This is a genomic window from Acidobacteriota bacterium (assembly GCA_026707545.1).
GTDB lineage: Bacteria > Acidobacteriota > Thermoanaerobaculia > Multivoradales > Multivoraceae > Multivorans.
Genome location: JAPOWR010000002.1, coordinates 456,719 through 483,077 on the forward strand (window position 1 = coordinate 456,719; position 26,359 = coordinate 483,077).

Annotated in this window: 19 protein-coding genes; 14 read left to right on the forward strand and 5 right to left on the reverse strand. The window is 67.6% G+C overall.

Features of this window, described 5'->3' with window-relative positions; translation table 11 throughout:
• Positions 1 to 106 precede the first annotated feature (106 nt).
• From OXG83_14205 to OXG83_14250, 10 genes are all read left to right on the forward strand, one after another.
• A complete protein-coding gene (locus OXG83_14205) occupies positions 107 to 1,708 on the forward strand; it encodes an AMP-binding protein (GenBank protein MCY3966184.1) in 1,602 nt (533 codons plus the stop codon).
• 71 nt (positions 1,709 to 1,779) lie between these two features.
• Positions 1,780 to 3,411 (forward strand): acyl-CoA carboxylase subunit beta, encoded by a 1,632-nt coding sequence (locus OXG83_14210; GenBank protein MCY3966185.1) that lies wholly within the window; start codon positions 1,780 to 1,782, stop codon positions 3,409 to 3,411.
• Positions 3,412 to 3,513: 102 nt separating this feature from the next.
• Positions 3,514 to 5,517, forward strand: a complete 2,004-nt coding sequence (locus tag OXG83_14215) for an ATP-grasp domain-containing protein (protein ID MCY3966186.1) — start codon at positions 3,514 to 3,516, stop codon at positions 5,515 to 5,517.
• 36 nt (positions 5,518 to 5,553) lie between these two features.
• Positions 5,554 to 6,357, forward strand: a complete 804-nt coding sequence (locus tag OXG83_14220; GenBank protein MCY3966187.1) for an enoyl-CoA hydratase-related protein — start codon at positions 5,554 to 5,556, stop codon at positions 6,355 to 6,357.
• Complete coding sequence (locus OXG83_14225; protein MCY3966188.1) at positions 6,354 to 6,965, forward strand: glutathione S-transferase family protein; 612 nt, start codon at positions 6,354 to 6,356, stop codon at positions 6,963 to 6,965. Before OXG83_14220 ends, OXG83_14225 begins: the two co-directional genes overlap by 4 nt.
• A 26-nt stretch (positions 6,966 to 6,991) precedes the next feature.
• Positions 6,992 to 7,519, forward strand: a complete 528-nt coding sequence (locus OXG83_14230; GenBank protein MCY3966189.1) for a cytochrome c3 family protein — start codon at positions 6,992 to 6,994, stop codon at positions 7,517 to 7,519.
• 7 nt (positions 7,520 to 7,526) lie between these two features.
• Entirely contained in the window at positions 7,527 to 9,818 is a 2,292-nt protein-coding gene (locus tag OXG83_14235; GenBank protein MCY3966190.1) for a molybdopterin-dependent oxidoreductase, read from the forward strand.
• Positions 9,815 to 10,516: a 4Fe-4S dicluster domain-containing protein gene (locus OXG83_14240; GenBank protein ID MCY3966191.1), complete on the forward strand. Its 702-nt coding sequence runs from the start codon at positions 9,815 to 9,817 to the stop codon at positions 10,514 to 10,516. Before OXG83_14235 ends, OXG83_14240 begins: the two co-directional genes overlap by 4 nt.
• Positions 10,513 to 11,910 (forward strand): polysulfide reductase NrfD, encoded by a 1,398-nt coding sequence (nrfD, locus tag OXG83_14245; GenBank protein ID MCY3966192.1) that lies wholly within the window; start codon positions 10,513 to 10,515, stop codon positions 11,908 to 11,910. Before OXG83_14240 ends, nrfD begins: the two co-directional genes overlap by 4 nt.
• Entirely contained in the window at positions 11,907 to 12,443 is a 537-nt protein-coding gene (locus OXG83_14250) for a DUF3341 domain-containing protein (protein ID MCY3966193.1), read from the forward strand. The genes nrfD and OXG83_14250 overlap by 4 nt, the downstream gene beginning before the upstream one ends.
• Positions 12,444 to 12,467: 24 nt before the next feature.
• Here the strand turns inward: OXG83_14250 and OXG83_14255 are convergent, their stop codons facing one another.
• Positions 12,468 to 15,101 carry a TonB-dependent receptor gene (locus OXG83_14255; protein MCY3966194.1) on the reverse strand — a complete coding sequence of 878 codons (2,634 nt, stop codon included), beginning with the start codon at positions 15,099 to 15,101 and terminating at the stop codon, positions 12,468 to 12,470.
• 459 nt (positions 15,102 to 15,560) lie between these two features.
• Between OXG83_14255 and OXG83_14260 the strand changes: the two genes are divergently transcribed.
• Positions 15,561 to 16,835, forward strand: coding sequence for an acyl-CoA dehydrogenase family protein (locus tag OXG83_14260; protein ID MCY3966195.1), 1,275 nt, complete (start codon positions 15,561 to 15,563; stop codon positions 16,833 to 16,835).
• Positions 16,836 to 17,188: 353 nt separating this feature from the next.
• Here the strand turns inward: OXG83_14260 and OXG83_14265 are convergent, their stop codons facing one another.
• The 3 genes from OXG83_14265 to OXG83_14275 all read right to left on the reverse strand — a co-directional run bounded on the left by OXG83_14265 (position 17,189) and on the right by OXG83_14275 (position 20,683).
• On the reverse strand, positions 17,189 to 18,550 hold the full coding sequence (locus tag OXG83_14265) for a histidinol phosphatase (protein ID MCY3966196.1): 1,362 nt from the start codon (positions 18,548 to 18,550) through the stop codon (positions 17,189 to 17,191).
• A 2-nt stretch (positions 18,551 to 18,552) separates the two neighbouring features.
• Entirely contained in the window at positions 18,553 to 19,575 is a 1,023-nt protein-coding gene (locus tag OXG83_14270) for an amidohydrolase family protein (GenBank protein MCY3966197.1), read from the reverse strand.
• A gap of 70 nt (positions 19,576 to 19,645) precedes the next feature.
• Positions 19,646 to 20,683 (reverse strand): DUF3500 domain-containing protein, encoded by a 1,038-nt coding sequence (locus OXG83_14275; protein MCY3966198.1) that lies wholly within the window; start codon positions 20,681 to 20,683, stop codon positions 19,646 to 19,648.
• Between the two features lie 94 nt (positions 20,684 to 20,777).
• Here OXG83_14275 and OXG83_14280 point away from each other — a divergent pair, with 94 nt between their 5' ends.
• Positions 20,778 to 22,985, forward strand: a complete 2,208-nt coding sequence (locus OXG83_14280) for a DUF5916 domain-containing protein (protein ID MCY3966199.1) — start codon at positions 20,778 to 20,780, stop codon at positions 22,983 to 22,985.
• A gap of 31 nt (positions 22,986 to 23,016) precedes the next feature.
• On the opposite strand, the gene OXG83_14285 is transcribed toward OXG83_14280, so the two are convergent.
• Entirely contained in the window at positions 23,017 to 24,942 is a 1,926-nt protein-coding gene (locus OXG83_14285; protein MCY3966200.1) for a VWA domain-containing protein, read from the reverse strand.
• A gap of 108 nt (positions 24,943 to 25,050) precedes the next feature.
• On the opposite strand from OXG83_14285, the gene OXG83_14290 reads away from it, so the two are divergent.
• Together OXG83_14290 and OXG83_14295 are read left to right on the forward strand one after the other, a co-directional pair.
• A complete protein-coding gene (locus tag OXG83_14290; GenBank protein ID MCY3966201.1) occupies positions 25,051 to 25,872 on the forward strand; it encodes a hypothetical protein in 822 nt (273 codons plus the stop codon).
• A 32-nt stretch (positions 25,873 to 25,904) separates the two neighbouring features.
• Complete coding sequence (locus OXG83_14295) at positions 25,905 to 26,336, forward strand: DUF6152 family protein (protein ID MCY3966202.1); 432 nt, start codon at positions 25,905 to 25,907, stop codon at positions 26,334 to 26,336.
• Positions 26,337 to 26,359 lie beyond the last annotated feature (23 nt).

A 26,359-nucleotide genomic window follows, 5' to 3' on the forward strand; every position in this document is an offset into this window, starting at 1 on the left:
GGAGGCCGGCACTTCGCGCCGGATGCCGGTCGCGTGGGCCAGAAGGCCCACGCGACCGCCGGCGCACCCAGTTTTCTGCCGCGCAGGCTACTAGAGGAGACAAGCGATGCCGCTGACCGAGAGCCACGTTCCCGTCGACACCAGTTCGCCCGTCCTCGAGACGACGGTCGGCGGCATCCTCCGTGACGCCGCGTCCAGTGCCCCGGACACGGTAGCGCTGATCGAGGGCGTGCCTGGAGAGCGGCGGTCCTGGACCTACGCGGAACTCCTGTCGGACGCGGAACGCGTGGCGCGGGCGCTCGCCGCCCGCTTCGAGAAGGGCGACAGGGTCGCCGTCTGGGCGCCCAACATCCCGGAATGGGTGCTGCTCGAGTACGGCGCGGGACTCGCCGGCGTGGTCCTGGTGACGGTCAACCCGGCCTACCAGCCGAAGGAGCTCGAGTACGTGCTGCGCCAGTCCCGGTCGTCCGGCATCTTCTACCTGCGCTCGTTCCGCGGCAATCCGATGGAGGAGTCGTTGAAGCAGGTGGCGGACGACTTGCCGGAACTTCGCGAGATCATCCCGTTCGACGAGTTCGAGGACTTTGTGGCCTCGGCGCCGGACGACGTCGAGCTTCCCGAGGTGACTCCGGACGATCCGGTCCAGATCCAGTACACGTCAGGGACCACCGGCTTCCCCAAGGGCGCCTATCTCCACCACCGCGGGATCACGAACAACGCCCGTTTCGTCGCCGAGCGTTTGGGTGTCACGCCCGGCGACGCCTATGTCAACCCGATGCCCCTGTTCCACACGGGCGGCTGCGTGCTGGGCGTCCTCGGTCCCTGCCAGCAGCAGGCGACCCTGGTCAACCTGGTCATGTTCGAACCCGGGCTCATGCTGGCGCTGGTCGAAGAACTCCGCGCCACGCACCTGCTCGGGGTGCCGACGATGCTGATCGCGGTGATGGAGCATCCCGACTTCGCCAGCCGCGACCTGTCGTCCGTCCACACCGTCTGCTCGGGCGGTGCGACCGTGCCGGCCGACCTGGTGCGGCGGATCGAGAAGACGCTCGGGGTGCAGTTCTCGATCATCTACGGCCAGACCGAGGCGTCGCCGGGCGTCACGCTGATGAAGCCGGACGACAGCGAGGAGGACAAGGCGAACACGCTCGGTCCGGTGCTGCCGCAGACCGAGATGAAGGTGATCGACCCGTCGACCGGCGCCACGTTGCCGATCGGCGAACAGGGCGAACTCTGCTGCCGCGGCTACCTCGTCATGCTCGGCTACTTCGAGATGCCGGACAAGACCGCCGAGACGATCGACGAGGACGGCTGGCTCCACACCGGCGATCTGGTGACGATGGACGATCGCGGCTATACGACGATCACCGGCCGGCTGAAGGACATGATCATCCGCGGCGGCGAGAACATCTACCCGCGCGAGATCGAGGAGCTGCTGTTCGAGCATCCCCAGGTCGCGGACGTCGCGGTGGTCGGTCTGCCGGACGAGCGCTGGGGCGAGATCGTCGGCGCTTTCGTCCGCGACGCGGATCCGTCGAACCAGGCGAGTGACGGGGAACTCCACACCTACTGCCGCGAGCACCTGTCGCCGCAGAAGACGCCCAAGGCCTGGTACCGGGTCGATGAGTTCCCGCTGACGCCGTCCGGGAAGATCCAGAAGTTCGTGCTGGTGGAGGAGTGGCGGAAGGGGGCCTACAGCGCGGCCTGAGATCTGACATGATCGCCGCTCTTCACGCAGACTTCCCTTCGCCGCTCCGCGACTAGCGAAGCGGTTGGCGCATGCAGGCTCTCAGATCCAACGTCGACGTTCGTTCGGAGCAGTTCAGGAAGAACCGCGCCGACATCCTGGAACAGATCGAGCAGGTGAACGGCCTGCTCGATCAGGTGGCCGGCGGTGGCGGGCCGGAGGCGATGAACCGCCTGCGGAGCCGCGGCAGGCTGCCGGTGCGCGAGCGCGTGGCGAACGCCCTCGACCGGGACAGCCCGTTCCTCGAGATCTCGCCGCTCGCGGCCTGGAACTCGTACTACACGGTCGGTTCCGGGTTCGTGCTCGGCGTCGGCGTGATCTCAGGCACGGAGTGCGTGATCCTCGGCCACGACCCTTCGGTGCGGGCCGGCGCCTTCAACGAGTTCAACTCGAAGAAGCTGATGCGCGGCCTGGAGATCGCCCGGATCAACCGGTTGCCCTACGTCCAGTTCGTGGAGTCGGCGGGCGCCGACCTGCGCGGCAACACCGGCGACGATCCGGACGCGCAGACGAAACGGACACTTGGGCACTTCGCCGAGTCCGGCCGTCTGTTCTACGAGATCTCCGAACTGTCCAAGATGCGCATTCCGACCGTGTCGATCGTCTTCGGCGCCTCGACCGCGGGTGGGGCGTACCAGCCCGGGATGAGCGACTACAACATCTTCGTCAAGAACCAGGCGATGGTCTCGCTCGGCGGTCCGCCCCTGGTCAAGATGGCGACCGGAGAGGACGCCGAGCCGGAGAGCATCGGCGGCGCGGACATGCACTGCCGCGTCTCGGGACTGGGCGACTACCTGGCGCAGGACGAGATGGACGGTATTCGCCTCTGCCGAGACGTGATCGCCCACCTGAACTGGCGCAAGGAAGGTCCCGGTCCGAGCCTGCCGCCCGACGACCCGGTGCTCGATCCGGAGGAACTGCTTGGCCTCGTCTCCCGGGACCTGCGCTCCCCGCTGGACATCCGCGAAGTGATCGGGCGGATCGTCGACGGATCGCGGTTCGAGGAATTCAAGCCGCTCTACGGGCCGACGATCGTCTGCGGCTGGTCCTCCATCCACGGCTACCCCGTCGGCATCCTGGGCAACAACGGCGCGCTGTTCTCCGAGTCGGCGGAGAAGGCGACCCAGTTCATCCAGCTCTGCAACCAGATCGACGTGCCGCTCCTGTTCCTGCACAACATCACCGGCTACATCGTCGGTACCGACTACGAGCAGGGCGGGATCACGAAGAACGGCTCGAAGATGATCAACGCGGTCTCGAACTCGACTGTGCCGCACCTCTCGGTCATCGTCGGCGCGTCGTACGGCGCCGGCAACTACGGCATGAGCGGTCGCGCGTACGGCACTCGCTTCACCTACATCTGGCCGACCGCGAAGATCGCGGTCATGGGCCCGGAGCAGATGGCCGGCGTGATGACGATCGTGACCCGCAGAGCGGCGCAACGGCGCGGCATCGAGTTCGACGAGGAGGCCGACCGGAAGCGCGCGGCCGGCGTCATCCACTGGGCCGAGAAGCGCTCGCTGGGTCTCTATGCGACCTCCCGGGTTTCCGACGACGGGATGATCGACCCGCGCGACACCCGTACGGTGCTCGGTCTTTCGCTGTCGGCCTGTCACAGCCGGGCGGTCGAAGGGGCGAAGGGCTATGCCGTCTTCAGGATGTGAGCACGGCGTGATCCCCGGGGTACGACGAGCAACCGCCGCGGCCGAAGGGGCACGGTGCTTCTTGCGGTCTTCAGGATGTGAGCGTGGCGCGATGAGGGCGGCATGATCACGCGGCTCCTGGTCGCCAACAGGGCGGAGATCGCGCGGCGGATCTTCCGCTCCGCGCGCGAAATGGGCATCGCGACGGTCGCGGTCTATGCCGACGGTGACGCCGATGCGCCCTTCGCGGCCGAGGCCGATGAAGCGATTGCGCTCGAGGGGCGGTCGTCAGTCGAGACCTACCTGGACATCGGCAAGGTGCTGGCCGCGGCCGCCCGCACCGGCGCCGACGCGGTTCATCCCGGCTACGGCTTCCTGTCCGAGAACGCGGACTTCGCCCGGGCGGTTACCGACGCCGGCCTGATCTGGGTCGGCCCGTCACCCAAGGCGATCGCCGCGATGGGAGACAAGCTCTCGGCCAAGGAGTTGATGCGCAAGGCGGACGTGCCCACGCTTCAGGCCGTCGAACTCGACGAAGGCGCCGACCTGGCCGCGGCGGCGGCGGAAGTCGGCTTCCCGGCCCTGGTCAAGGCCGCGGCGGGTGGCGGCGGCCGCGGCATGCGGGTGGTCGAGTCAGAAGACGAGCTGGCCGAAGCCGTCGAGGGCGCGCGCCGCGAGGCGGAGGCCGCGTTCGGCGACGGCACCGTGTTCCTCGAACGCTGGCTTGCCTCCTCGCGGCACGTCGAGATCCAGATCCTGGGCGATCTGCAGGGCAACCTCGTGCACTGCTTCGAGCGCGAGTGCTCGATCCAGCGGCGCCACCAGAAGATCATCGAGGAGGCGCCCTCGCCGGTCGTGAGCGAGGAACTGCGGGCCCGTATGGGCGCAGCCGCGGTGGCCGCCGGCCAGGCGATCGGCTACAGCTCGGCGGGGACGGTGGAGTTCCTGGTCGAGCAGCCGGCGGATGGTTCCGCTCCGACGGACTTCTGGTTCCTGGAGGTGAACACCCGCCTGCAGGTCGAGCACCCGGTCACCGAGGAGATCACCGGACTCGACCTGGTCCGGGAGCAGTTGCGGGTGGCGCAGGGCGAGGTGCTCGGATTCGCCCAGGAGGATCTGGCCATTCGCGGCCACGCGATTGAAGCGCGGCTCTACGCCGAGGATCCGGCGAACGACTTCCTGCCCCAGACCGGGCGGATCGAGCGCTGGCAGCCGGCCTCCGGATCGAACGCGCGCTTCGACTCGGGCATAGAAAGCGGCAGCGACGTCGGCATCGAGTTCGATCCGATGCTGGCCAAGGTCATCGTCGGCGCGGCGACGCGACGCGAGGCCGCGCTCCGGCTCGCCCGGGTGCTCGAGACGACGCGGGTTCAGGGGATTCGGACCAACCGGGACTTCCTGGTGGCGACACTTCGCTCACCCGAGTATCTGGCCGGCGACACGACGACCGACTTCATCGAGAGGGTGGCGCCGCAGCCACTGCGGCAGCCGTCGGCCGACGAGGTGGTCGCCGCGGGAATCTGCGTCGCGATGGCCGCTCAGCACGACCGCAGGCAGACGGCGCGGATCCATCCGACGATCGTGACCGGCTGGCGCAACACGGTGATGCCCTACGAGCGGGCCGAGTTCGAGATCGCCGCCAGCGAAACGCTTCGGGTCCAGTACCGGATCCAGCGCGACGGCCGGTTCGATACGCGCGCCACGGTCGGCGACGGCGAGCCGAGCCGGCATGCGGTCGAGTTCCATCGACGGACGGAGGATGGCGTCGAACTCGTCATCGACGGCCGCAGGTTCCGGTCGACCGTGACGCCGGATGGCGACCGCTGGCTCGTGCACGGTCCGCGCGGCGATGTCGAACTGAAGGAACTGCCCCGTTTCCCGGTCGCCGGGTTGGAAGCGGTCGCCGGCGGTCTGACGGCGCCGATGCCGGGCAAGGTGATCTCGACCCACGTCACGGTTGGAGATCGGGTCGAATCGGGTCAACTCCTCCTGGTTCTGGAAGCGATGAAGATGGAGCACCGCGTGACGGCGCCGGAGCCGGGCACGGTCTCGGAGTTCCGGGTTGGCGAGGGCGAGCAGGTGGGGAACGGCGAGTTGCTCGTGGTCATCGACGAGGATGCGGCCTAAAGGGTCCGGCGCCGAACTGCTTCGAGGAGGATTGGCATGGGGAACCAGCCGGGGACCGAATACACGCTCTACGAGGTCCGCAGTGGCGCGGCCGTCATCACGCTCAACCGACCGGAACGGCGCAACGCGCTGTCACCGGGTCTGATCACCGAGGTCTATGACCACCTGACGGCGGCCCAGGCCGACGACGCCGTCCGGTCGATCGTGATCACCGGCGCCGGAAAGGGATTCTGTTCGGGGGCAGACCTCAAGCGGCAGCCGGGCGAGGGCGAGTCGGACCGGATCGTTCCCTACCCTGATCTGCTCACTGCGATCTGGGAAGGTGAGAAGCCCGTGATCGCCGCGGTGAACGGCCACGCCTTTGCGGGTGGGCTGGGCATGGTCGCGGCCTCCGACCTGGTCATCACCGCCGAGGAGGCAATGTTCAGCTTCAGCGAAGTGCGGATCGGCGTGATCCCGGCGATCATCGCCGTCGTCTGCCTGCGCAAGCTGGGACCGCACCACGGCATGAGGCTGTTTCTGACCGGCGACCGCTTCAACGGCCGGCAGGCCGTCGAGTACGGCCTGGCCCACAAGGCGGTGCCGCGGGACGACCTGTGGTCGGTGGTCCAGGAGGAGATCGACGCGATCAACCTGGGCGGCCCGACGGCTGTCGTCGAGTGCAAGAAGCTGGTGCGGGCGGTGCCCGACATCTCGCTGGCAGAGGGGTTCGAGCTTACCCAGGGCTGGAGCCGTCGCATGTTCCAGGGCGAGGAAGCCGCGGAGGGTATGGCCGCTTTCCGCGAGAAGCGCAAGCCGAGCTGGGCCGTGGCCGTTGGCTCGGGCGGAGAGTCCTCGTGACGATTCAGCTCTACCACTGTCAGGGCGCCCGGTCGTTGCGTGCCGTTTGGACGCTGGAGGAGATGGGCATCGACTATGACCTGCACGTCCTGCCCTTCCCGCCGCGGGTGTTCAAGAAGGACTACCTCGGCACCAACCTCCTCGGCACGGTTCCCTACATGATCGACGGCGACGTCCACATGACGGAGTCTTCGGGGATCGCGAAGTACCTGGTCGACCGCTACGGCCCGACGCCGCTCGCCGTCGACGTGGACGACCCGGAGTACGGCGCGTACCTGAACTGGCTGTTCTACAGCGACGCGACGCTGACCTTTCCGCAGACGCTGTTCCTCCGTTACACGCGGCTCGAGCCCGAGGAACGCCGGGTGCCGCAGGTCGCTGAGGACTACCGGAAATGGTTCCTGGGCCGGTTGCGGCTGGTCGAGGCGGCGACCTCGGACGGGCGCGATTTTCTGTGTTGCGGCCGGTTCACGATCGCCGACATCTGCGTCGGCTACGGCCTGAAGCTCGCTGCCTCGCTCGGCATCGACGACTTCGGCGACAACGTGCGGCGCTACTGGACGGGCCTGCAGAAGGTCCCGTCATACCAGCGGATCCGCGAGGTCTGAGGCTGCGCGGAGTGGTACGGCGTCGGTTGTACCCGTCCGGTGCGTGGCCGCATTGTCGGTGCGCCGGCCCTCTGGCCGGCATCTGGATTCTGGGACTCGCCCTCGTCGCCTGTGGGCCTAGACAGAACCTGCCGACCCCCGAGCAGCCGATCGCCTACGACCACCAGGTCCACATCGAGGCGGGCCTGGAGTGCACCCGTTGCCATCGAGGCGCGGAGGAGGGGGTCCATGCCGGGATGCCTTCCGTTCAGGCCTGCGCCGGCTGTCATCGTCGTGAGATTCCCGACCACCCGGAGGTCCAGAAGGTCCTGCTCGCGAACGAGAACCGCGAGCCGATCCTCTGGGCCAAGGTCAACGTGATCCAGGACAAGGCGATGGTCCACTTCAACCACCGGGCCCATGCCCGCGCCGGCATCGAGTGCCTGACGTGCCACGGCGATGTCGCCACGATGACGGTCGCCGAGCCCGTCCGTAACGTCGCCGACATGGGGTGGTGCATCGAATGCCACCGCGAGAACGAGGCCAGCGACGACTGTCTGGCATGCCATCGGTGAGGAGGGCATGAGCGACAGCAACAGGCCGCGCGGCGAACCCCGGGTGACGATCGGCCGGCGCGACTTCTTCAAGGTCTACGCCGCAGCCGGGGTCGCGGTGCTGCAGGGTTGCCGCCGCCGGGACGAAGAGTTGATCGCGTCGCCGGTTCGGCGGAGCACGGCTCTGCCGGGAGCGTCCGTGTGGCGTCGCTCGATCTGTGGACAGTGCGGCGCCGGTTGCGAGGTCGAGGTCCGGACGGTCGACCGACTGGCGAAGAAGATCGAAGGGTTGCCGGAGGGCTTCATCAACGGGGGCGGCGTCTGCGCGCTGGGACACTCGGCGCTGCAGGAGCTGTATCACCCGGACCGGGTGACGGAGCCGATGCGGCGGGGCGCTTCGGGCGAGTTGGAACCGGTCTCGTGGGAGGAAGCGCTGGAAGCAGCGGCGACGGCGATCGCGGCCGCGCCGGATTCGACAACTGTTGTCGCCGGCGCGCCGTCGGGGCCACTCCTTGGCCTGTGGCGGCGGTTCGCGACGGCCGTCGGTGCGCCGCCGCCGGTTCACTGGCAGCCGGCCGACGCGGTTGTCGAGCGTGAAGCGGCCCGTTCGGTCTTCGGGGAGTCGACCCGCCCGGCCTATGACCTCGCCCGAGCCGACTACGTGCTCAGCATCGGGGCGCCCTTCCTCGACGGTTGGCGGAGCGCCGCCCATTTCGCAGGCTCCTGGGCTGAGCTGACCGCCGACCGGCGCGGCAAGCTGGTGCAGATCGAGGCGCGCCACTCGTTGACCGCGGCGAATGCGGACGACTGGCTGCCGGTGCGTCCGGGTAGCGAGGGTTTCTTCGCGCGCGGCCTCGCCGGTCTCCTGCTCGGATCGGGAACGGTCGGGGAGGAGGAGCGCGCGGCCTACGAGATGCTGTATCCCGAAGCACCGCCCGACCTGGCGGCCACCGCCGAACGCTGTGGCATCGACCAGACCCGGATCGAGCGACTCGGCGCCGAACTCCAGCGCAGCCGCCGGCCCCTGGTGATGGTCGGCGGCTCGGCGCTCGACGGTGAGAACGGCGTCGCCGCGGGTGCCGCCGGGCTGGCGCTCAATCGGCTGCTCGGTGCGGTGGGCCGCGAGGGCGGCGTCTTCGCCGGGGTCGACTTCGGCTTCGAAGACCGATTGGCCGGCGATGCCGAAGCGGCCCTGCCGTCGGCGACCCTGGCCGATCGCTTGACCGGGGCGCGGAACGCGAGCGTAGTTGTCGTTGCGGAGGCCGATCCGCTCCACGGGATGCCGGGGTTCGCGGCCGCCTTCGAGGGTGCGGCGACGGTGATTGCGCTCTCTGCGTTCTTCGACGACACGACGTCGCGGGCCGATCTGGTGCTGCCGATTCAGACCGACCTGGAACGCTTCCAGGCGGTGGAGCCGGACCCGGTGCGCGGCATCCCGGCGCTGCTCGTCGCATCGCCGACCGTGGCGCCGCGGGGCGAGGCCCGGCATCCGGGCGACGTGGCCCTGGCGCTCGCGGCGGCCGCAGGCAGCGCGCTGCCCTGGCCAGGTTTCCAGGAGGCCGTCGAGGCCTCGCTCAGCGATGCCTACATCGGGACGAGAGCCGATGCCGAGGGTGCCGGAGCGCTGCCGGCATCCCTGATTGCGGGCGCCCTGAACGCCCGTCAGTTCGTGCGCCGCACGACGGACGCCGGGGGCCTGGTCGGAACGGCGGAGATGCGGCGCGCGCCGGCGGGTTCTTCTCAGGTCGACGAGGACGGCGCGCCTGCCGGGCTACCCGATCCTGCTGCGATGCCGGCGCCAGTAGCGCCAGAGGGGGTGGAGTCCTTCACGCTGATCCCGTTCGAGTCGGTGAAGCTCGGCGACGGCCGCGGCGCGAACCGTCCGTGGCTGCAGGAGTTGCCGGACCCCCTGTCGACCGTGATGTGGGGGTCGTGGGCCGAGGTCGCCGCCACGGACGCGGACCGCCTCGGTGTTCGCACGGGCGACATCGTGCGGCTGACCGGTACCGCGGCCGAGATCGAACTGCCGGCGATCGTGCTGCCGACCGTGCGACCCGGTTCGGTCGGTGTGCCGGTTGGCGGCGGTCACGCGGACTACGGCCGCTACGCCCGTGGCCGGGGCGTCAACGTGAACTCGCTACTCGATCCGGACCGCCGGGTCGCTGGCGCCGGCGCGTACGCGCGGAGCGGTGTGCGGGTGCGGGTCGAGCGGCTGCGCCGGCCTCGCCGCGCCGAGCGGCCGGTGATCTACGGCCGCGGCCTGCGCCAGGCCGAGGAAATTCCGGTCGGCTGGGCGCCGCACGATGGAGAGAAGGCATGACGCGCTGGGGCATGGCCATCGATCTCGACCGCTGCACCGGCTGCGAGGCCTGCGTCGTCGCCTGCGCTGCCGAGAACAACATCCAGACCGTCGGCGAGGAACAGGCGCGCGAGGGCCGGGCGATGCACTGGCTGCGGATCGAGCGCTACTACGAGGGCGAGTTCCCCAACGTCCGCACCCGCTTCATGCCCGTGCTCTGCCAGCAATGCGGCGCCGCTCCCTGCGAACCGGTCTGCCCGGTCTACGCCACGTACCACAACCCGGAAGGGTTGAACGCGATGGTGTACAGCCGCTGCATCGGCACGCGGTTCTGCGCGAACAACTGTCCTTACACGGTGCGGGTCTTCAACTGGTTCGACGCCGAGTTCCCGGCGCCGCTCGATTCCCAGTTGAACCCCGACGTGAGCGTCCGCCCCGGCGGCGTGATGGAGAAGTGCACCTTCTGCGTCCAGCGCATTCAGGCCGGCAAGGACGAGGCGGCCCAGGAAGAGCGTGACGTCGCGGACGGCGATGTGAAGACAGCTTGCCAGCAGTCGTGCCCGACGAAGGCGATCGCGTTCGGCGATCTCGAGGATCCGGACAGCGAGGTGTCGAGGTGGGCCGAGTCGCCGCGAGCCTTCAGCCTGCTCGGCGATCTTGATACGCGGCCGGGAGTCGTCTACCTGAGCGGTACGGAGTGGCGGGAGCCGGCGGAGTGACGAGCGAAGTCCAGGCCTCGGCCAAGGCCCTCGACGGCGAGTTGCTTGGCCGCCTCGACCGGCGGCGTCCGGGCCTGCTCGTCGGCTCGCTCGCCAGCGGCGCCCTGGTCCTGGTGTTCCTCTATTGCTGGGGCTACCAGATCACGAACGGCATCGGCGTCACCGGCATCAACCGGCCGGTGTTCTGGGGCTTCTACATCATCAACTTCGTCTTCTGGATCGGCATCAGCCACGCGGGCACGCTGATCTCGGCGATCCTGCGGGTGACGAAGGCGGAGTGGCGGCGGCCGGTCACGCGTTCGGCCGAGGCGATCACCCTGTTCGCGCTCGCGATCGGCGGCCTCTTCCCGCTGATCCACCTCGGCCGGGTGGCGATCTTCTACTACATGATCCCGTACCCGAACAGCCGGATGCTGTGGCCGAACTTCCGCTCGCCGCTGGTGTGGGACATCGCCGCGATCACGACCTACATCATCGGCAGTGCCCTCTACCTGTTCCTGCCGCTGATCCCGGACGCGGCGGTCATGCGGGATCGCGCGGCGGCCGGTCTCAAGAAACGCTTCTACGCGGTTCTGGCGCTCGGCTGGCGCGGCACCGCGCAGCAGTGGCACAGCCTGGAGTGGGGGATCCGGATTCTGGCGGTCGCGATCATTCCAGTGGCCGTCTCGGTCCACACGATCGTGTCCTGGGACTTCGCGATGACCCAGACGCCGGGCTGGAAGAGCACGATCTTCGGGCCGTACTTCGTCGTCGGGGCGATCTTCTCGGGGATCGCGGTGCTGATGATCGCGATGGCGCTGCTCCGGCGCGGCCTCGCGCTCGAGCGCTTCCTGACCGACCGGGTGTTCAACAACCTGGGGCTCCTGTTCGTGACGATGTCCCTGGTCTGGGGCTACTTCACGTTCGCCGAGCACCTGACCGTCTGGTACAGCGGCGATCTGTTCGAGAAGAACGTGCACCATGTGTTGCTGCACGGCGACTTCGCGGTCCCGTTCTGGACGATGGTCGTGGTCAACCTCGTGATTCCGGTCGCCGTGCTCTCCTTCCCGCGGGGGCGGCGGCCGCTGCCGACTGCCCTGGTCGGCTGCGGCGTGCTGGTCGGCATGTGGCTCGAACGGTTCCTGATCGTCGTGCCGGCCCTGTCGACGCCGCGGCTGGCCTACAGCATCGGCGACTACCTGCCAAGCTGGGTGGAGCTCGGGATCATGATCGGTGCGATCGGCGTCTTCGCCTGCCTGTACTTCACCTTCACCCAGTTGCTGCCGATCGTCTCCGTGTGGGAGATGCGGGAAGGCTGGCGGCACGCGGGGAGTGGCGGCGAGAGCGGGCAGACTTCCGAGCCCGCGCCGAGGTCTCCCTCTCCGTCACCGGTGCCGGGAGGAGGGGCTGCATGACCGCGCCCGTCCAGGACCACGTCGTCGAAGCCGTGTTCGAGCGCGTCGAGGACGTGCGGGCGGTCGTCGAATCCGTGCTGGAGTCAGGGGTTGCGGCCTCGCAGGTCGAAGTGCGCAGCCCGGCGCCGCTGGAAGAAGACGAACTGCCGCTGCCGAAGCCGAAGTCCCGGGTACTGCTGTTCGCCCTTGCCGGGGCCGTCCTCGGCGGCCTGACCGCCTTCGGCCTGGCGGCCGGCACCGCGCTGGCTTACCCGTTGCCGACGGGCGGCATGTCGATCGTCGCCGGGCCGCCGGTCGGCGTCGTGACCTACGAGGGCACAGCGCTCGGACTGATCATCGTGACGGTCCTGCGCGTGCTCTGGGAGGGCGGGCTGCTACCAGGCCGGGCGATCCGGAGCGGCCGCGGCCGGGCTTCGGAGCTGGATCATCACGTCGCCAACGGCCGGTTGTTGCTGAGGATTCATGGTTTGAGCGAGAACGAGGCCGGCCAGCTACGCGAGCTGTACCGGCCTCGTGCCTTCAGGCATCGCTGAAGGCGGCACCTCTGGACGATTCGTCTAGTAGGTCAAGCGGAGACCGACCTCGAAGCTCCGCGGCTGCCGGTAGGCGCTCGCTGTGTGCTGGTCGACGCCGGCGCAACCTGGGAGGCTGCCGCAGATGCTTGTGACCTGCTCGCTGTCGAGCGCGTTGTGGACCGAACCGATCACGTTGAGCCGGAGATTCCCGGGAAGATCGAAGTACCTGGTGACATAGAGGTCGATGCGGTACTGATTGTCGGGTGCTTCGCGGCTGCCCCGTGGTTCCAGGAACTCCGTGCCATAGGGATCTCCAGGCTGTGTCGACGAGTAGACGAAGGGAGACCACCAGAACGTGCGGAATCCGACTCCGAAGTCAAGCGGCAGGTCGACATAGCCGTTGAACTTGACCCGATGCTTGCGGTGATCCGCCATGTAGCCGTACCGGTTGTCGAAATGCACGGGGTAGACGTCGAAGGCCGTGCCAGCGTTCTGCGTGTAGCCGACGTTGCCCTCTGAGTCGGAGCGAGTGTAGGAGCCTCGGAGTTCCATCCAGTCGGTGAACCGGGAAACGAACTCAAGAACCGCTCCTCTGTACTCCCGGGTTAAGCCGGGCAGGTTCGCCATGACGTAGTAGTCACAATCGGCGCCCTCGCGAGGAGTCGGTATATTGCCGTTGCAGGTGTCCTCGAAGATGTCTGAGGTTTCCTTGTCAATGTAGGTCAGGGCGATCGACGTTCGGCGCGCCAGATGCCTCTCGACGCCCACCTGCCACTGGTCCGCGAACGTCGGTCTGAGGTCCGGCACGATCGTGCTCGGTGTGCTGGCGAACGTCGTGTTGAAGAACCATCCGTTGGGATCGAACCCCACCGGATCGCTCGTCCAGTTCGGGAACGTGAGGCCCCCGACAGTCTGCTCGCCGGGATACGCGTCGCGGCAGTTGGCACCAAGGCTGGACCTGAACGTCGAACAGGAAATCCACCGAACAGTAGGCTCCGAATTCACTCTTGCGAAGCTGGGCAAGGTCAGAGCGTTGGGGTGCATGTAGCGGCCCCAGTTCGCCCGGACGACCGTCTTGGAGTCGCCGGTGATGTCCCAGGCGAAGCCGATGCGAGGCTGAAGCTTGGACATGTCGGCCACTTCCTCGCCAACATCGTTCGTGAAGGAAACCTCGTCGTTTCGGACACCGAACTTGAGAGTCAGATTGGGCGTGGCTCGCCAAGTGTCCTCAGCGTATGCCGTGAGAGAGCGACCATCGTTGTTGGTCGATGCCTCTATCGGCGAGAAGAGAAAAGTGTAGGGCTGGCCGAATCGGTCGCCGAAGGAGTAGCCGCCACCAGTCGAGTTGTTTTGCGTACGGAAGAAGTTGTCCGCGTGGACGATGCCGAATCGCAGCTCATGGTCGCCGGCGGCGCCATCCGTGAACCACGTGAGACTCGTGTTGTACTCATCGCGCTCGCGATCCGAGAACTGCTGGTTGGTGTAGTTGACGGTACGGGAGCCATCGCCGAACGAGTCGACATGTCCGATCGTGTCGAAGTCGCCGCTTTCCGGATAGGCATCTAGCGAGTTGCGAATGATGGTTGCTTGGAACTCCCACTGAAGATTGGAGGTGGGCACGGCCAGCAGGGTGGCGCCCACGATCTGCGCTGCCTGATCCTGTCGGCTTCCCGCCTCAGCGGCGACGAGGCGACCAGCATTGTCGTTATGGATGGCTGTGTCTTCGCCGTGGTAGCGACCAACGATCTGGTAGTCGTCTCGGGCTTGCCAGGTGATTCTGCCGAAGAGGTTCGTGCCATCGAAGTCCCTGGTCAGCACAGAGCCGGTGGGAGTGCCCTTGGAGCGCACTGGATTCGCGGCGGTGCTGAACCAGAGCTTGTCTCGGGTGATGGGACCTCGGAAGGTAACGCTTGGTTCGGAGAACTCCGTGATGTTGGCGTCCTTATCGAAGTGCTCGCCGTTCGTGTTGAAGTCGGTATCGCGGTAGCGGAGATCGACGGAGCCCGCAAAGCGGTTGCCCCCGGCCTTGGTGACGACATTGATGACGCCACCGGTAGCCCCTCCGTAGCGCGCCTCGTAGCCCCCGAGTTCGAAGTTCACTTCCTGGATCGCGTCGTAGGGGAGATTGAGACCCCAGGTGGCGGTCACGGGATCGGTGGTGTTCGCGCCATCCACGTACCAGGCGTTTTCGCCCAGGGTTGAGCCGTAGACGTTTGGATTGGAGCCGCCGGCGACGCCGCCCGCCTGTTCAAGCATCGTCTGGTAGCTGCGGAAGAGCGAACTGACGGCAGCCTTCTCAAGATAGTCCGTGGAGAAGGTGACGGCCGTAGAGACCTGCTCCGGGTCAACGACCGGGGTTTCCGCGGTTACGACGACTTCCTCGGCGAACTCGCTGACCAACATGGAGAACCTGACCTCCGTAGCGCGGTTGAGGCGGACTTCAACCTCGATCCGCTGCTGAGGAACGAAGCCGTCCAGTTCGGCGTCGACGGTGTAGACACCCGGTGGCAGGCTGGGGAAGCTGAAGCTGCCTTCAGCGTCGGCGAAGTCGGTGCGAGAGCCCATCAGGTTGGGCGAGTTGACGGTGATCGTGGCGCCTGGAAGCGGCGCGCCGTCGGCGTCCATGACCTGGCCGGCAAGCCGGCCGGTGAGCTGAGCGGCCGTCGGGGCGGCCAAGAAAGCAAGCGCCAGGGCGGCGCATAGACCGAGGACCGCGCCTCGGCTCAGGCCGGTACGGTTTCCCCGGTTGTTGGTTTGAAGATGTGACACGAAGGAAGGCCCTCCTGGTTGCGGGGCACAAGGCCGTTCAGCAAGGCGGGTGCCAGTTGTTGTGACGAGGGTCGGACGAGCACCCGGTCGGGCCGTTTGGTGTTGTTTCTACGCAGGTTTCCCGAGTTCGGGCGTCGGTTGTCTCTCAGACGTGCCAGGATGGCGATTCACTGTCCTGGACGGATCTCCTTCGAGTCGCTGGATCCAGCGGATCCATGATTTGGCTCCCGGATTCCGGTTCTTGAATCGGCCGGCCACCGAAGCGGTACCCGCGTGGCTCGGCCTGTGGCGCCAGCGCGCCTGCTGCGATAGCTTCGCGGCCTCAAATCACAGCGCTCTCTATCTGGGAGAAGGAGCAAGCGAGCCATGCCCGATCTCGACCCGTTCGGCATCGACGCCGAGTTGTACGACCTTTCGATGTCCGAGGAAGCGAAGCCGCTTCTGACCAAGGTCAAGAACTTCGTGGCCGACTACGTCGAGCCGATCACCGAGGAGTACTACCGCCGGGGTGAGGGGAGAGAGGACCGCTGGAGCTACGGTGAAGGGCAGTTGGAGCTGCTCGACGGGGCCAAGGCGAAGGCCAGGGAGATGGGCCTGTGGAACTTCTTCCTGCCGGACGCGGAGACGGGCGAGGGGCTGAAGAACCTCGACTACGCCTACATCGCCCAGGTGCTTGGCAAGAACCCGCTCGCCTCGCAGTGCATGAACTGCAGCGCGCCGGACACCGGCAACATGGAGGTACTCGAGCGCGTCGGCACGCCGGAGCAGAAGGAGAAATGGCTGGAGCCCTTGCTCAACGGTGAGATCCGGTCGTGCTTCGGCATGACGGAGCCGAACCTGGCTTCGTCCGACGCGAAGAACATCGGCACCCGGGCCACCCTCGACGGCGACGAGTGGTTGATCCAGGGAGAGAAGTACTACATCTCCGGCGCCGGCGACCCGCGTTGCAAGATCATGATCTGCATGGTGAAGACGAGCCCCGGTGGGCCGGCCCATCGCCAGCAGTCCCAGATCCTGGTGCCGATGGACACCCCGGGCGTGAACGTCCTGGGACCGATGAAGGTCTTCGGGCACGACCACGCACCTCACGGCCACATGCACATCAAGCTGGACAACGTCCGGGTGCCGAAGGAGAACATCCTGCTCGGCGAGGGCCGCGGCTTCGAGATCTCCCAGCTCCGACTGGGGCCCGGCCGGATCCACCACTGCATGCGGTCCGTGGGCCAGGCCGAGAAGGCCCTCGACCTGATGGTCAAGCGCGGCATGTCCCGCGAGGCCTTCGGCCGGCCGATCATCCAGCTCGGCAAGAACATCGAGCTCGTGTCACGCGCACGGATCGACATCGAGGCGATGCGCCTGATGGTGCTCCGCGCCGCCAAGGCGATGGACGTGCTGGGCAACCGCGAGGCGCGGGTCTGGGTCCACGCGGTCAAGGCGATGGTCCCCGAGCGTACCTGCCAGATCATCGACCAGGCGATCCAGATGCACGGCGCCACCGGCGTCTCGCAGTGGACCCCGCTCGCCGACATGTACACCGGCCAGCGGACGCTGCGTATCGCGGACGGCCCGGACGAGGTCCATCACCTCGTCGTCGGCCGCGCCGAACTGCGGCGGTACACGGAGGAGAGCGCGCCGAACTAGCCGGAGACGCGGCGTCGTCGGTTACACCCGCCCGGGCGAGCGCCGGAAGGCCGTCCCTGCGGCCGCTCGCGCTTGATCGGACGATGAGGAGTCGGCGCTCGCTGCGGTCGGCTGCGCTCCGGTTGGGCGTCAGTCGATGTAGGGCATCGGCCGTCGCTTGCCGACAGCCCGCTGGGACGGCCTTCCGGCGCTCGCCCAGGCTGGAGGTCGTCTACGTGGCGTCCTGGTGGCCCGCGGTTGGGGCTCGTGCGTCGACAACGCCAAGTCCTGCGTACAGTGATTGACTAGGGATCCCCGGTGCTGGCGGCGTTCTGGCTGAGCGTCGGTGGGATCCGCGCGAGGCGGTTACCGGCTTACTTCACGTACACCGGATTCGAGTAGATCCACGTTCGCCATTCGCCGTCGACCTCTAGCCAGCCTTCGACTCGGTAGGCACCAGGGCGGTCGAGGCGGTGGGTGAAGGTTCGGGCTTCGGTAGCGGCGATCTCTTCGCCGTTGCGGATGAGTCTGATGTAGGCGGGTAAGGGGAAGTGGGCCTTGAGTTCCGCCGTTCCTCTTGCATCTAGCGTCCACTCATCGCCCATGATGGCGGCCGGCGCTCCGGGTTCGCCGACGAAGAACTGGAAGCCGGTCGGGTCGGCCAGCCAGTCGTGGGCGACGTAGACGTGGCCCGCGGCGACGGCGGCGCGGATGGATGCTTCGTCCAGTACCGGAGCCAGGATGTGGGTCGTTGAGTTGTGCATCGACACCCAGTAGGGGTCCAGGTCGTAGCGGCCGATGACGTCACCGGGCTCGTGGTCGCGAACCAGTTCCGGGATTCGTGGCGCGTCGGCCGTCGTCAGGACCCGCATCTCGTCCGGATCGTCGACGATCGTGCCGACGCGGACGGAGTTGTCGTCGACCTTGATCACGACCAAGACCTGGTTGTGGTGGCAGTCGTTCGCGTTGACGCCGACGATCCGGCGGCGGGCCGTTTCCCGGTCCCACTTGGCGAGGTAGAGAGCCGGGTAGTCGAACTGGGCGCCGAAGACCTCCTCGGGGTACAGCTCGACGGCACGGGCCAGGGCCTTCGACTGGTCCGGGTCGACGATCCAGGCGACCAGGGCGCGCATCGAGTCGCCGTCGTCGAGGGCGTCGGCGTGGCGGTTGTAGATCTCCATGCCGGCCAGGCCGTCCATCGGATGGTCGACCCGCTCTTCGACGTGGGAGAGGAAGGCCATGCCGGCGCCGCGGTTAACCTGGCGGAGCAGGCCGGCGGCGTCACCGGCCATGTACTCGACGACCGACGCCTCGGGGTGGATCAGGAAGCCGTGCGCCTCCGAGCCAGGGACAAACAGAACGCCGTCGCGAAGTCCGCGCCAACCGTCCATGAAGTCGCGCGGCGGCCGGTAGTGGTCGGACAGGAAGACGACATCGACATCGATCCGCCTGGCGTCCCGGAGCAACTCCTCAGGCGTGCCGCCGGTGTGATCCGAGTCGCCGGCGTCGGCGTGGAACACGCCGCGGTAGTCGGTCAGGCCGGGGAGGGGCGGCGGCGGCTGAACCGCCGCGCGTAGCCGTCCGATGTCTGCGTGCGCCGCCGCGAGGCGCTCGGCGCTCAGACGTTCGAGAGTGGTCCAGCGTCGTGGCGGCGGTTCGCCGGACCTCGATTCCTGAGCGTGGCTCCAGGCGGACGCGGCGGCCAGAAGGCCGCAGGCGACAGCCTGGAGCCGCAACCTCACAAGGAGTAGACCCGGGCGGCGGTCCGGTAGAACATCGCGTCCTGCTCGTCGTCCGGGAACCCGGCCGCGATCTTCTTCAGGCCGTTGTACATGGCGTGGTAGGGGATCGAGAACTTGTCGACCGGGAAGTTGCTCTCGAACATGCAGCGGTCGGGACCGAAGCACTCGATCGTGTGCAGGTAGTAACGGCGCTGGGCGGCTACGAGTTCGTCCGAGGTCGCAGGCGTGGCCCGGGTGTTCCAGCCGAAGCCGTTGTCGGGCATCGCCAGGCCCCCGATCTTGGCGACGACGTTGGGGCACTCGGCGATCTCGGCGATGTCGTCCTTCCAGCTCTCGAAGATCTCCTCGCGCTTGTCCGCGTAGGGGCCCACGCCCAGCGGCGTGCCGAAGTGGTCGAGGATCATCGTCGTTTCGGGCACTGCCCGAGCCAGATCGGCGAAGTCGCCGTTCTGGTGGTGGTAGTGCCAGGTGTCGAAGGTCAGGCCGCGCTGTCCCAGCACCGCCATGCCACGCCGGAAATCGTCACGGGCGTAGAGTCCCTCGGGCGCCCGGCCGGCGATCCGCAAGGCTTCGGGGTGGGGATCGCGGGCGCCGGAGTGGCGGATGCCCCGGAACAGGCCGTTGCCGGCCTCCTCGTGGGCGTCGAGCACTTCCGCTACGCCTTCGCCAAGGGTCAGGTTCGCGTGGCTGACAATGCCCGAGATCACAGCACCCTCGCCTTCGGCCGAGGCGGCGGCGTTTTCGGCCACGAACTCCGTCTCACCCACGCACCGCAGGTGCTCGGGACCGTCCTCGCGGTAGCAGGCTCTGCACTCCACGAACACCGTCTTCTCGATGTTGTGGCTCTCGCCGTCCGTGCCGATCGCCTCCGTGTCGCCCCACAGGTCCTCGAGCAGGTAGTCGCCCGTGGGCCGCCGCCACAGGTGATGGTGCGGATCGACGATCCGCCGCGACGGGTCGACGGTTTCTTCCTGAACCTGGGCCAGCCACCCGGCCGTGCCGGGCTTGGGTGCGGACATTGGGCGCCTCCTCTGTCGTCTTGAGGGGCGCTACCCTAGCAACGGAATTGCCGGTCCCGTTGCTTTCCGGTCAGTGCTCGTAGTCGCGGTGATGCTCGGCCAGCAGGTCGCGGCCGAAGTCGCCGTCGAAGTCGCGCCAGACCGTGTGGCTGTGGTTGGCGTTGTTCTGGACGTTGTCGTACTCGATGACGAAGTCCGGCGCCTGGACGCGGTAGTAGTGGGGCGCTCCGGGGTCGCCCGATCCCATCCAGGCGAAGTGGATCGCATTCCCGGCGGCCTTGACCTGGGCGCGGCGCCGTTCGGCGAGGTCGGGCGGCACGTTGCCGGCGTACTCCTCGATCAGCGCGTCCAGCAGAGCCCGCTGCTCCTCGCTGAGGGCGCTTGCCGGCAGGCCCTTGGGAACCTGGCGCTCGACGCGCGGCTGGTTCGAGCTGAAGATGTCGCGGGGTGCCTCCTCGCCGATCGTGGCCCGTTCACGCTGCTCCTCGTCCAGGGACTCGAGCAGGGCCCGGGCAAGGTCTTCTTCGCTCCCCAGGGCGCGGAGTCCCTCGCGCGGCCCGCTCGGCACGCGGTGCGGGTTGGCGCCCAGGAACAGCGGCGTGGAGGCGGTCGCCTCTCCGGCGACGACTGTGAAGTTGAGCGAGACGTGGTGCCCTTCGAAGCTCCAGCCCCAGTCGCCGTCCTCGCTGGGTTCGCCGAAGAACGTGACGTGGTAGCGGAGGGGGTCGCGCATCGACGTGAACCGGTTGGCGCCGGCCGCTTCCTCGAGCCTGCGCAGCACGGTTTCAAGACTCATCACGGTGGTCGTCTTGCCGTAGCCCGTGCGGCTGAGCGATGCGCTGAGCAGGGCGTGGAGCAGGTGGTGCTGCGCCGGGTCCATGTCCAGCATCGAAAGCCCCTTGCGCTCCTTGGGGATGAAGTGCCAGTCGACTCTCTCGGCGGCGTTGAAGTCGAGCATGACCGTCTCGCGCTGGCCGGCGGTCAGGGCGGCGAGGAGGTTGTTCGCGGCCGAGGCCATCGTGTCGGAGGTTCTGTCGTTCCCGGCCGCGCCGAGGAAGCCCGCGGCGCCGGCGCAGCCCAGTGCGAGCAGCAGCATGCGTGTCGACATCGTACGTCTCCTGGTGGAGGTGGGGTGAAGTGCACGATATCGTGCCGTTGCGATGGCTGGCGCCCGGTTCCGAAGCGGATGGGACCGGACTCGGTTGATCGTCCTTCTGCTGGCTCCGATCCTGACCGTCCCGCATCTCGCGGCGGCCGAGGATGGGCCTGTCATGGAGGCGCTCCGCATCAAGCAGCCTGTTCGTGTGGACGGTGAGTTGACGGATTCCGCCTGGTCCACGACCGAGTGGGCGGGCGGCTTCGTCCAGCGCCAGCCGCGCACCGGCGAGCCGTCGAGCGAGTCGACCCAATTCGCGATCGCGTACACGCCCGACACCATGTTCGTCGCGGTGCGGGCGAACGACCGCGAGCCGGCGAGGATCGTCGCGAAGGAGATGGAGCGGGACAGCGACCTGTTCCAGGACGACTCGATCCTGCTGCTCTTCGACACCTTTCACGACGGGCGCAACGCCTACCTGTTCCAGACCAACCCGAACGGCGCGCGTACCGACGCGCTGGTTACCGACGAAGGCAGGGACGTGAACTGGGCCTGGGACGGCGTCTGGGATGTCGCCGCGCGCAGGACGGGGCAGGGCTGGGTGGCGGAGATCGCGATTCCGGTCTCGACGTTGCGTTTCGATCCCCGCGGCGAGGTGTGGGGCCTGAACGTGCAGCGGGTGATCCGGCGCCGAAACGAAGAAACCTACTGGGCGCCCTTGCCGCTGGAGGCGAGCCGCAACAGTGACCTGGTGCAGTACCAGCAGGTCGCCGTCTACCGGGTGTCGCTGGCCGGGGAGATGACCGGACTGCGAGGGCTTCGGCCGTCGCGCCAGCTCGACATCGTGCCCTACGCGGTCGCCGGTCAGAGCGACGACCGGGTCCTCGGGAGCAGCAGAGACGACTTCGACGGCGGACTGGATCTGAAGTGGGGGCTCACCCGTTCCCTGGTGCTCGACCTGACGTACAACACGGACTTTGCCGAGGTCGAGGTCGACGACCAGCAGGTCAACCTGACCCGGTTCTCGCTGTTCTTCCCGGAGAAGCGGGACTTCTTCCTTGAGAACGCGGGCGTCTTCGACTTCGGGCCGCGGCCTCGAGTGCCGTGGGGCCAGCCATTGATGAGGCCGTTCTTCTCCCGGCAGATCGGGCTCGAAGGCGGTCGCACGGTGCCGATCGACGTCGGTGCGCGGCTCACGGGGCGGGCGGGCGGCTGGAACATCGGCGTTCTGGGGATCGGCACTGCCGGCCTCCCGGCGGGGGAGGATGGAGAGCGTGCGGTGCCCGCGGCGACGTACGGCGTGGCCCGGTTCACCAGGAACATCGGCGAGCGGTCGACGATCGGAGGCATCTTCACCCAGCGCGGCCGGGAAGGGCACGGCAGCGAACGGCTGGCGGGCCTGGACTTCGACCTGAAGCCGACCCAGCGGACGGAGGTCTCGGGATTCTGGGCGGAAAGCGACCTCGGGTTGGGTGGGGCCGAGGAGGAGGACAACCAGACCCGGGGCGCGGGCTTCGCCTACCAGGGGCCGGAGTTCAGCGCCACCGCGGACTACGTGGAGGTGCAGCCGGACTTCGAGCCGACGGCCGGTTTCCTACTGCGGCGGGACTTCAGGATGTTCTATCCGCGCCTGGAGTTTCGGCCCAGGATCGAGAAGTGGGGCCTGCTCAACTGGTGGTCCGACCTCGGTGTCGAGCGCTTCGAACGGAGCAGCGACGGCCGGTTGGAGAGCGAGAGAATCGCCTTCTCGCCTCTCGGCTTCGCCACCGAGAGCGGTGAGTTCCTGTGGCTCGGCCGGCGCTGGTCCAAGGAGCAGTTGTTCGAGCCGTTCGAGATCTCGCCGGGCATCGTCGTTCCGACCGGCCTGTACGACAACGATGGCTTTGCGGGTGGTTTTTCCACCAGCGGCAAGCGGCCGGTCTGGTACGACAGCCTGACGTTCTGGGGAGGGTTCTTCGACGGCGACTGGCTGACGACGTCGTCGACCGTGACTCTTCGGCTGTCGAGGCGGCTGCGGACCTCGACTTCCTGGTCGTACACCGACGTGTCGCTTGCCGCCGGGAGTTTCAGCTTCGATCAGTTCCAGCAGCGGTTGGACGTTTCGTGGACCCCCAATGTTCGTCTCAACTTGCTCGCTCAGTACAACACGGCGGACGAACTGCTCGGCGTGAACGCCCGCTTCCACTGGATCTACCGGCCCGGATCGGACCTGTACGTCGTCTACAACGAGAACTGGACCGCGGAGGCGATCCACCGACGAGTGCCCCTCGGCCGGCAGGTGATCGTCAAGCTGAACTACCGCATGCAGCGCTGACGTTCGACCGGGCGGCCGGTGTGCCGCTCGTTCAGGCGACGCTCGGGTCCGGCTGCACCGAGAGTGCCCGCACCACGAAGGAGGAGCGCCCGCTGTTCTCCTCCCAGAGACCGACCGCCAGGCGGTAGCTCCCGGGCGCCAGCAGCAGACCGCTGCGGACGGCGATGTACTGCTCTCCCGCCGCCTCGAGTTCGGCCAGAGGCACCCTGAGATCGAAGTCGAAGTGCTGGGGCGGCATCCGGCTCCCGTCGTCGCGCTGAACCTGCAGCACGACGCGGTAGGTGCCGCTGGCAACAGGGTTTCGGGCAGCTCGCACCGGCACGAGCTCAAGCTCGCCGATGCGCAGGCTGGCAACGACCTCGAGCGGCGTCTGCCCTTGGCTTCGGCCCTTCGGCGGGTCGGCGACCCGGCGGACCTGGACCTCCATGTTGTGCGGATTCTCTTCCCAGCCGAACAGCAGGGTGCCCCAGGCGCGACTGGCGAGGTTCTGCTGGATCGTCACCGGCACATAGCTGGCGCGGTAGCGCACCTTGCCGTGCCGAGCCGCGGACCGCTTCCGCAACCGGAGTGTGACCTCCCGGATACCGGTATCGCCCATCGAGTCGGGCGGTGCGAAGGAAAGCGAGTAGTAGGTCGAGATGTCGACCCTGGTCGACTGCAGGAACTCGCCGACACCGGTCTCGGCGGCGAAGGACAGGCCGCCGGTCAAGCCGGCCAGACTCTCCATGCCGGAGCGAACATCCGACAGTTCGACGATCGAGCCTCGCCCCGCGGCGCTCTCACCCAGATCGCTGATCGACGGGTCGACCACCGGCGGTTTGAGCGGATAGAAGGTGACGCGGTGCGTGTTCGCCAGGGCCGCGAGTTGTTCGAAGGCGTCCGCGCAGCTCAGTTCCGCGGCCAACGTCTGGAAGGACATAGCGCCTCCGTCGTCGAGTTGGGGGTTGTTGGAGGGCAGGCCCATGTCGTCGGCCCGGTCGACGCCGAAGGGCAGGTGGTTGCGGTCGTGCATCTGGAGAGTGCCGGGAGCCCGGATCAACTCGTCCCCTTCGAGCTGACGCGATGCGCCCGCGAGCCGGTCGTACATCGTCTTCGCCGCGCTGTCGAGCGGATGGCGTGGCAGGCCGTCGCTCACGAACAGGATCGCCTTTCGGCCGGGGACGAAGGCCAGGGCCTCGACCAGGGAGCGCACGGCGGCGACGGTCTGCAGGGTGTCGAGCCGCAGAGCTTCGCCGTAGTTGCGCAGGTTCGACTCGACGCTGGCGAGAGACGCTTCGCCGAGCCGGTAGCGGCTGCCCTTGGCGGCCATCAGCCGCAGAGCGTCGCGCAGGGCCACAGAAGCTACGCGCTGCTGGTTGCGGAGACCGGTAGCCGGCGGTTCGCGGTCCGAGATCGCGGTGATTACCGCCTTGACGGCATCGCGGTCGCGTGTGGGCGAAAGCAGCGGTTCGAGGCGCTCCCCGAAGGCGGCAGCCGCAACCCAGGTGGGATTCGCCTCGATCTCCGCGTCCAGGGCCCCGGCGATCTCGGCCAGGGCCATGTCGCGGTGCTTCCGCTGCAGGTGCCGCTCGTCGATGAAGAGCAGGAGCGTGAGGCGGCCGCTGATCGTCTCGCGCAGTTCCTCCCCGGCCGAAACACTCAGGATCTCCACCGGCTCTCCCTGTACCTTGAGATCGAAGTCGTCCTTCGTCAGGCCGGTGACGGGTCGGTCGGAAGAGTCGGTCACCACGGCGTCGAGGCTGATCAGCCGCACGTCGATCGACTCGCGCAGGACGATGTCCTCGCGGATCGGGCGCTGGTCCGGCGGTCGGTCGTCCGGTGCCTCCTCGGCTGGCGGCTCGGTCTGCGCGGCTGCCTGCGGGGGGGCGTGCCAGAGCGTCAGGGCGATGGTCGCGGCCGCGGCGACGGTTGCCGCCAGCCGTTCCGCGGAGCTTCGGAAGAGTCGTGAACCGGGCAAGGCGGCTTCATGTTAACTGGCCTCGTTCACCGGCCTGGCCGCCCGAACCGCGGGCCGCGACGGCTGCTATCCTCACCGTTCCCGGCTCAGAGGATAGGAGATCGTGTGATGAAGCGGAGTCTCATCGAGCGAACGGCGGTCGTGGTGCTGTTGGTGGCCGTCCTTGCGGCGGCGCCGGCCTCGGCGCAGGGTACGGACTACACGGCGCCGCGCACCCATGACGGCAAGCCCGACCTGAACGGGATCTGGCAGGCCCTGGGTGCGACGCATTGGGACATCGAGGCCCACGCGGCCCGTCATGGACCGGTCGTCAAGATGGGCGCTCTGGGCGCCGTCCCCGGCGGCCTCGGCGTCGTCGAGGGCGGGAAGATCCCCTACCTGCCGGATGCGCTGGAGTTGCGGAACAGCAACCGGGAGAACTGGCTGGAGCTCGACCCGGCGGTCAAGTGCTACATGCCGGGTATCCCTCGGGCCAACTACCTGCCCTTTCCCTTCCAGATCGTCCAGACGCCGGATCACATCCTCATCGCGTACGAGTTCGCCAGCGCCAGCAGGGTGATCTACATGAACCGGCCCGACTTCGAGGCTCCCTTCGATACGTGGATGGGGCACTCGCGGGGACGCTGGGAGGGTGAGACCCTGGTGGTCGACGTGACCAGCCAGGTGCCCGACACCTGGTTCGACTCAAGCGGCAACCACCACACGGATGCGATCCACGTCGAGGAGCGCTGGACCGCGACGAGCCCCTACCACCTTCAGTACGAGGCGACGATCACGGACGAGAACGTGTACAGCGAGCCCTGGAAGATCAGCCTGCCGCTCTACCGGCGGATCGACCCGAACATGCAGCTCCTGGAGTTCAAGTGTGTCGAGTTCGCCGAGGAACTGATGTACGGGCACCTGCGCAAGGGCGCCGATTCAAGTCCCTGACTCCCAAGCTGAACGTCGAAGAGGAGACAACGATGAAGTTCCAGCGGATCGTTCTGCTCGCCGCAGGCGCGGCCGTAGTGATCGCCATACCCGTCGCGGCTCACCACGCCTTCTCGGCCGAGTTCGACGCCGACCGGCCGCTCCAGCTTCGCGGCACGGTGACGAAGATGGAGTGGATCAATCCCCACGCATGGATCCACCTCGAGGTCGCGAACGACGACGGCACGTCGACGGTCTGGATGGTGGAAGGCGGAACGCCGAACACGCTCGCCCGTCGCGGCTTCACCAAGAACTCGCTCTTACCCGGGACCGAGATCGTGGTCGACGGCTACCAGGCCAAGGATGGGTCGAACAAGGCGAACGGCCGTGACCTGACCTTCCCGGATGGCCGGAAGCTGTTCATGGGCTCGTCGGGCACCGGCGCTCCTCGCGACGGACGCGACCCGACCGAGCCACCTCGGTAGGAGGCCGCCAGTTCCTTGGGCGG

Coding starts and splice junctions, on each gene's coding strand:
- OXG83_14205 (MCY3966184.1), top strand. CDS start 107: ATGCCGCTGACCGAGAGCCACGTTCCCGTCGACACCAGTTCGCCCGTC.
- OXG83_14210 (MCY3966185.1), top strand. CDS start 1,780: ATGCAGGCTCTCAGATCCAACGTCGACGTTCGTTCGGAGCAGTTCAGG.
- OXG83_14215 (MCY3966186.1), top strand. CDS start 3,514: ATGATCACGCGGCTCCTGGTCGCCAACAGGGCGGAGATCGCGCGGCGG.
- OXG83_14220 (MCY3966187.1), top strand. CDS start 5,554: ATGGGGAACCAGCCGGGGACCGAATACACGCTCTACGAGGTCCGCAGT.
- OXG83_14235 (MCY3966190.1), top strand. CDS start 7,527: ATGAGCGACAGCAACAGGCCGCGCGGCGAACCCCGGGTGACGATCGGC.
- OXG83_14240 (MCY3966191.1), top strand. CDS start 9,815: ATGACGCGCTGGGGCATGGCCATCGATCTCGACCGCTGCACCGGCTGC.
- OXG83_14250 (MCY3966193.1), top strand. CDS start 11,907: ATGACCGCGCCCGTCCAGGACCACGTCGTCGAAGCCGTGTTCGAGCGC.
- OXG83_14260 (MCY3966195.1), top strand. CDS start 15,561: ATGCCCGATCTCGACCCGTTCGGCATCGACGCCGAGTTGTACGACCTT.
- OXG83_14270 (MCY3966197.1), bottom strand. CDS start 19,575: ATGTCCGCACCCAAGCCCGGCACGGCCGGGTGGCTGGCCCAGGTTCAG.
- OXG83_14275 (MCY3966198.1), bottom strand. CDS start 20,683: ATGTCGACACGCATGCTGCTGCTCGCACTGGGCTGCGCCGGCGCCGCG.
- OXG83_14290 (MCY3966201.1), top strand. CDS start 25,051: ATGAAGCGGAGTCTCATCGAGCGAACGGCGGTCGTGGTGCTGTTGGTG.
- OXG83_14295 (MCY3966202.1), top strand. CDS start 25,905: ATGAAGTTCCAGCGGATCGTTCTGCTCGCCGCAGGCGCGGCCGTAGTG.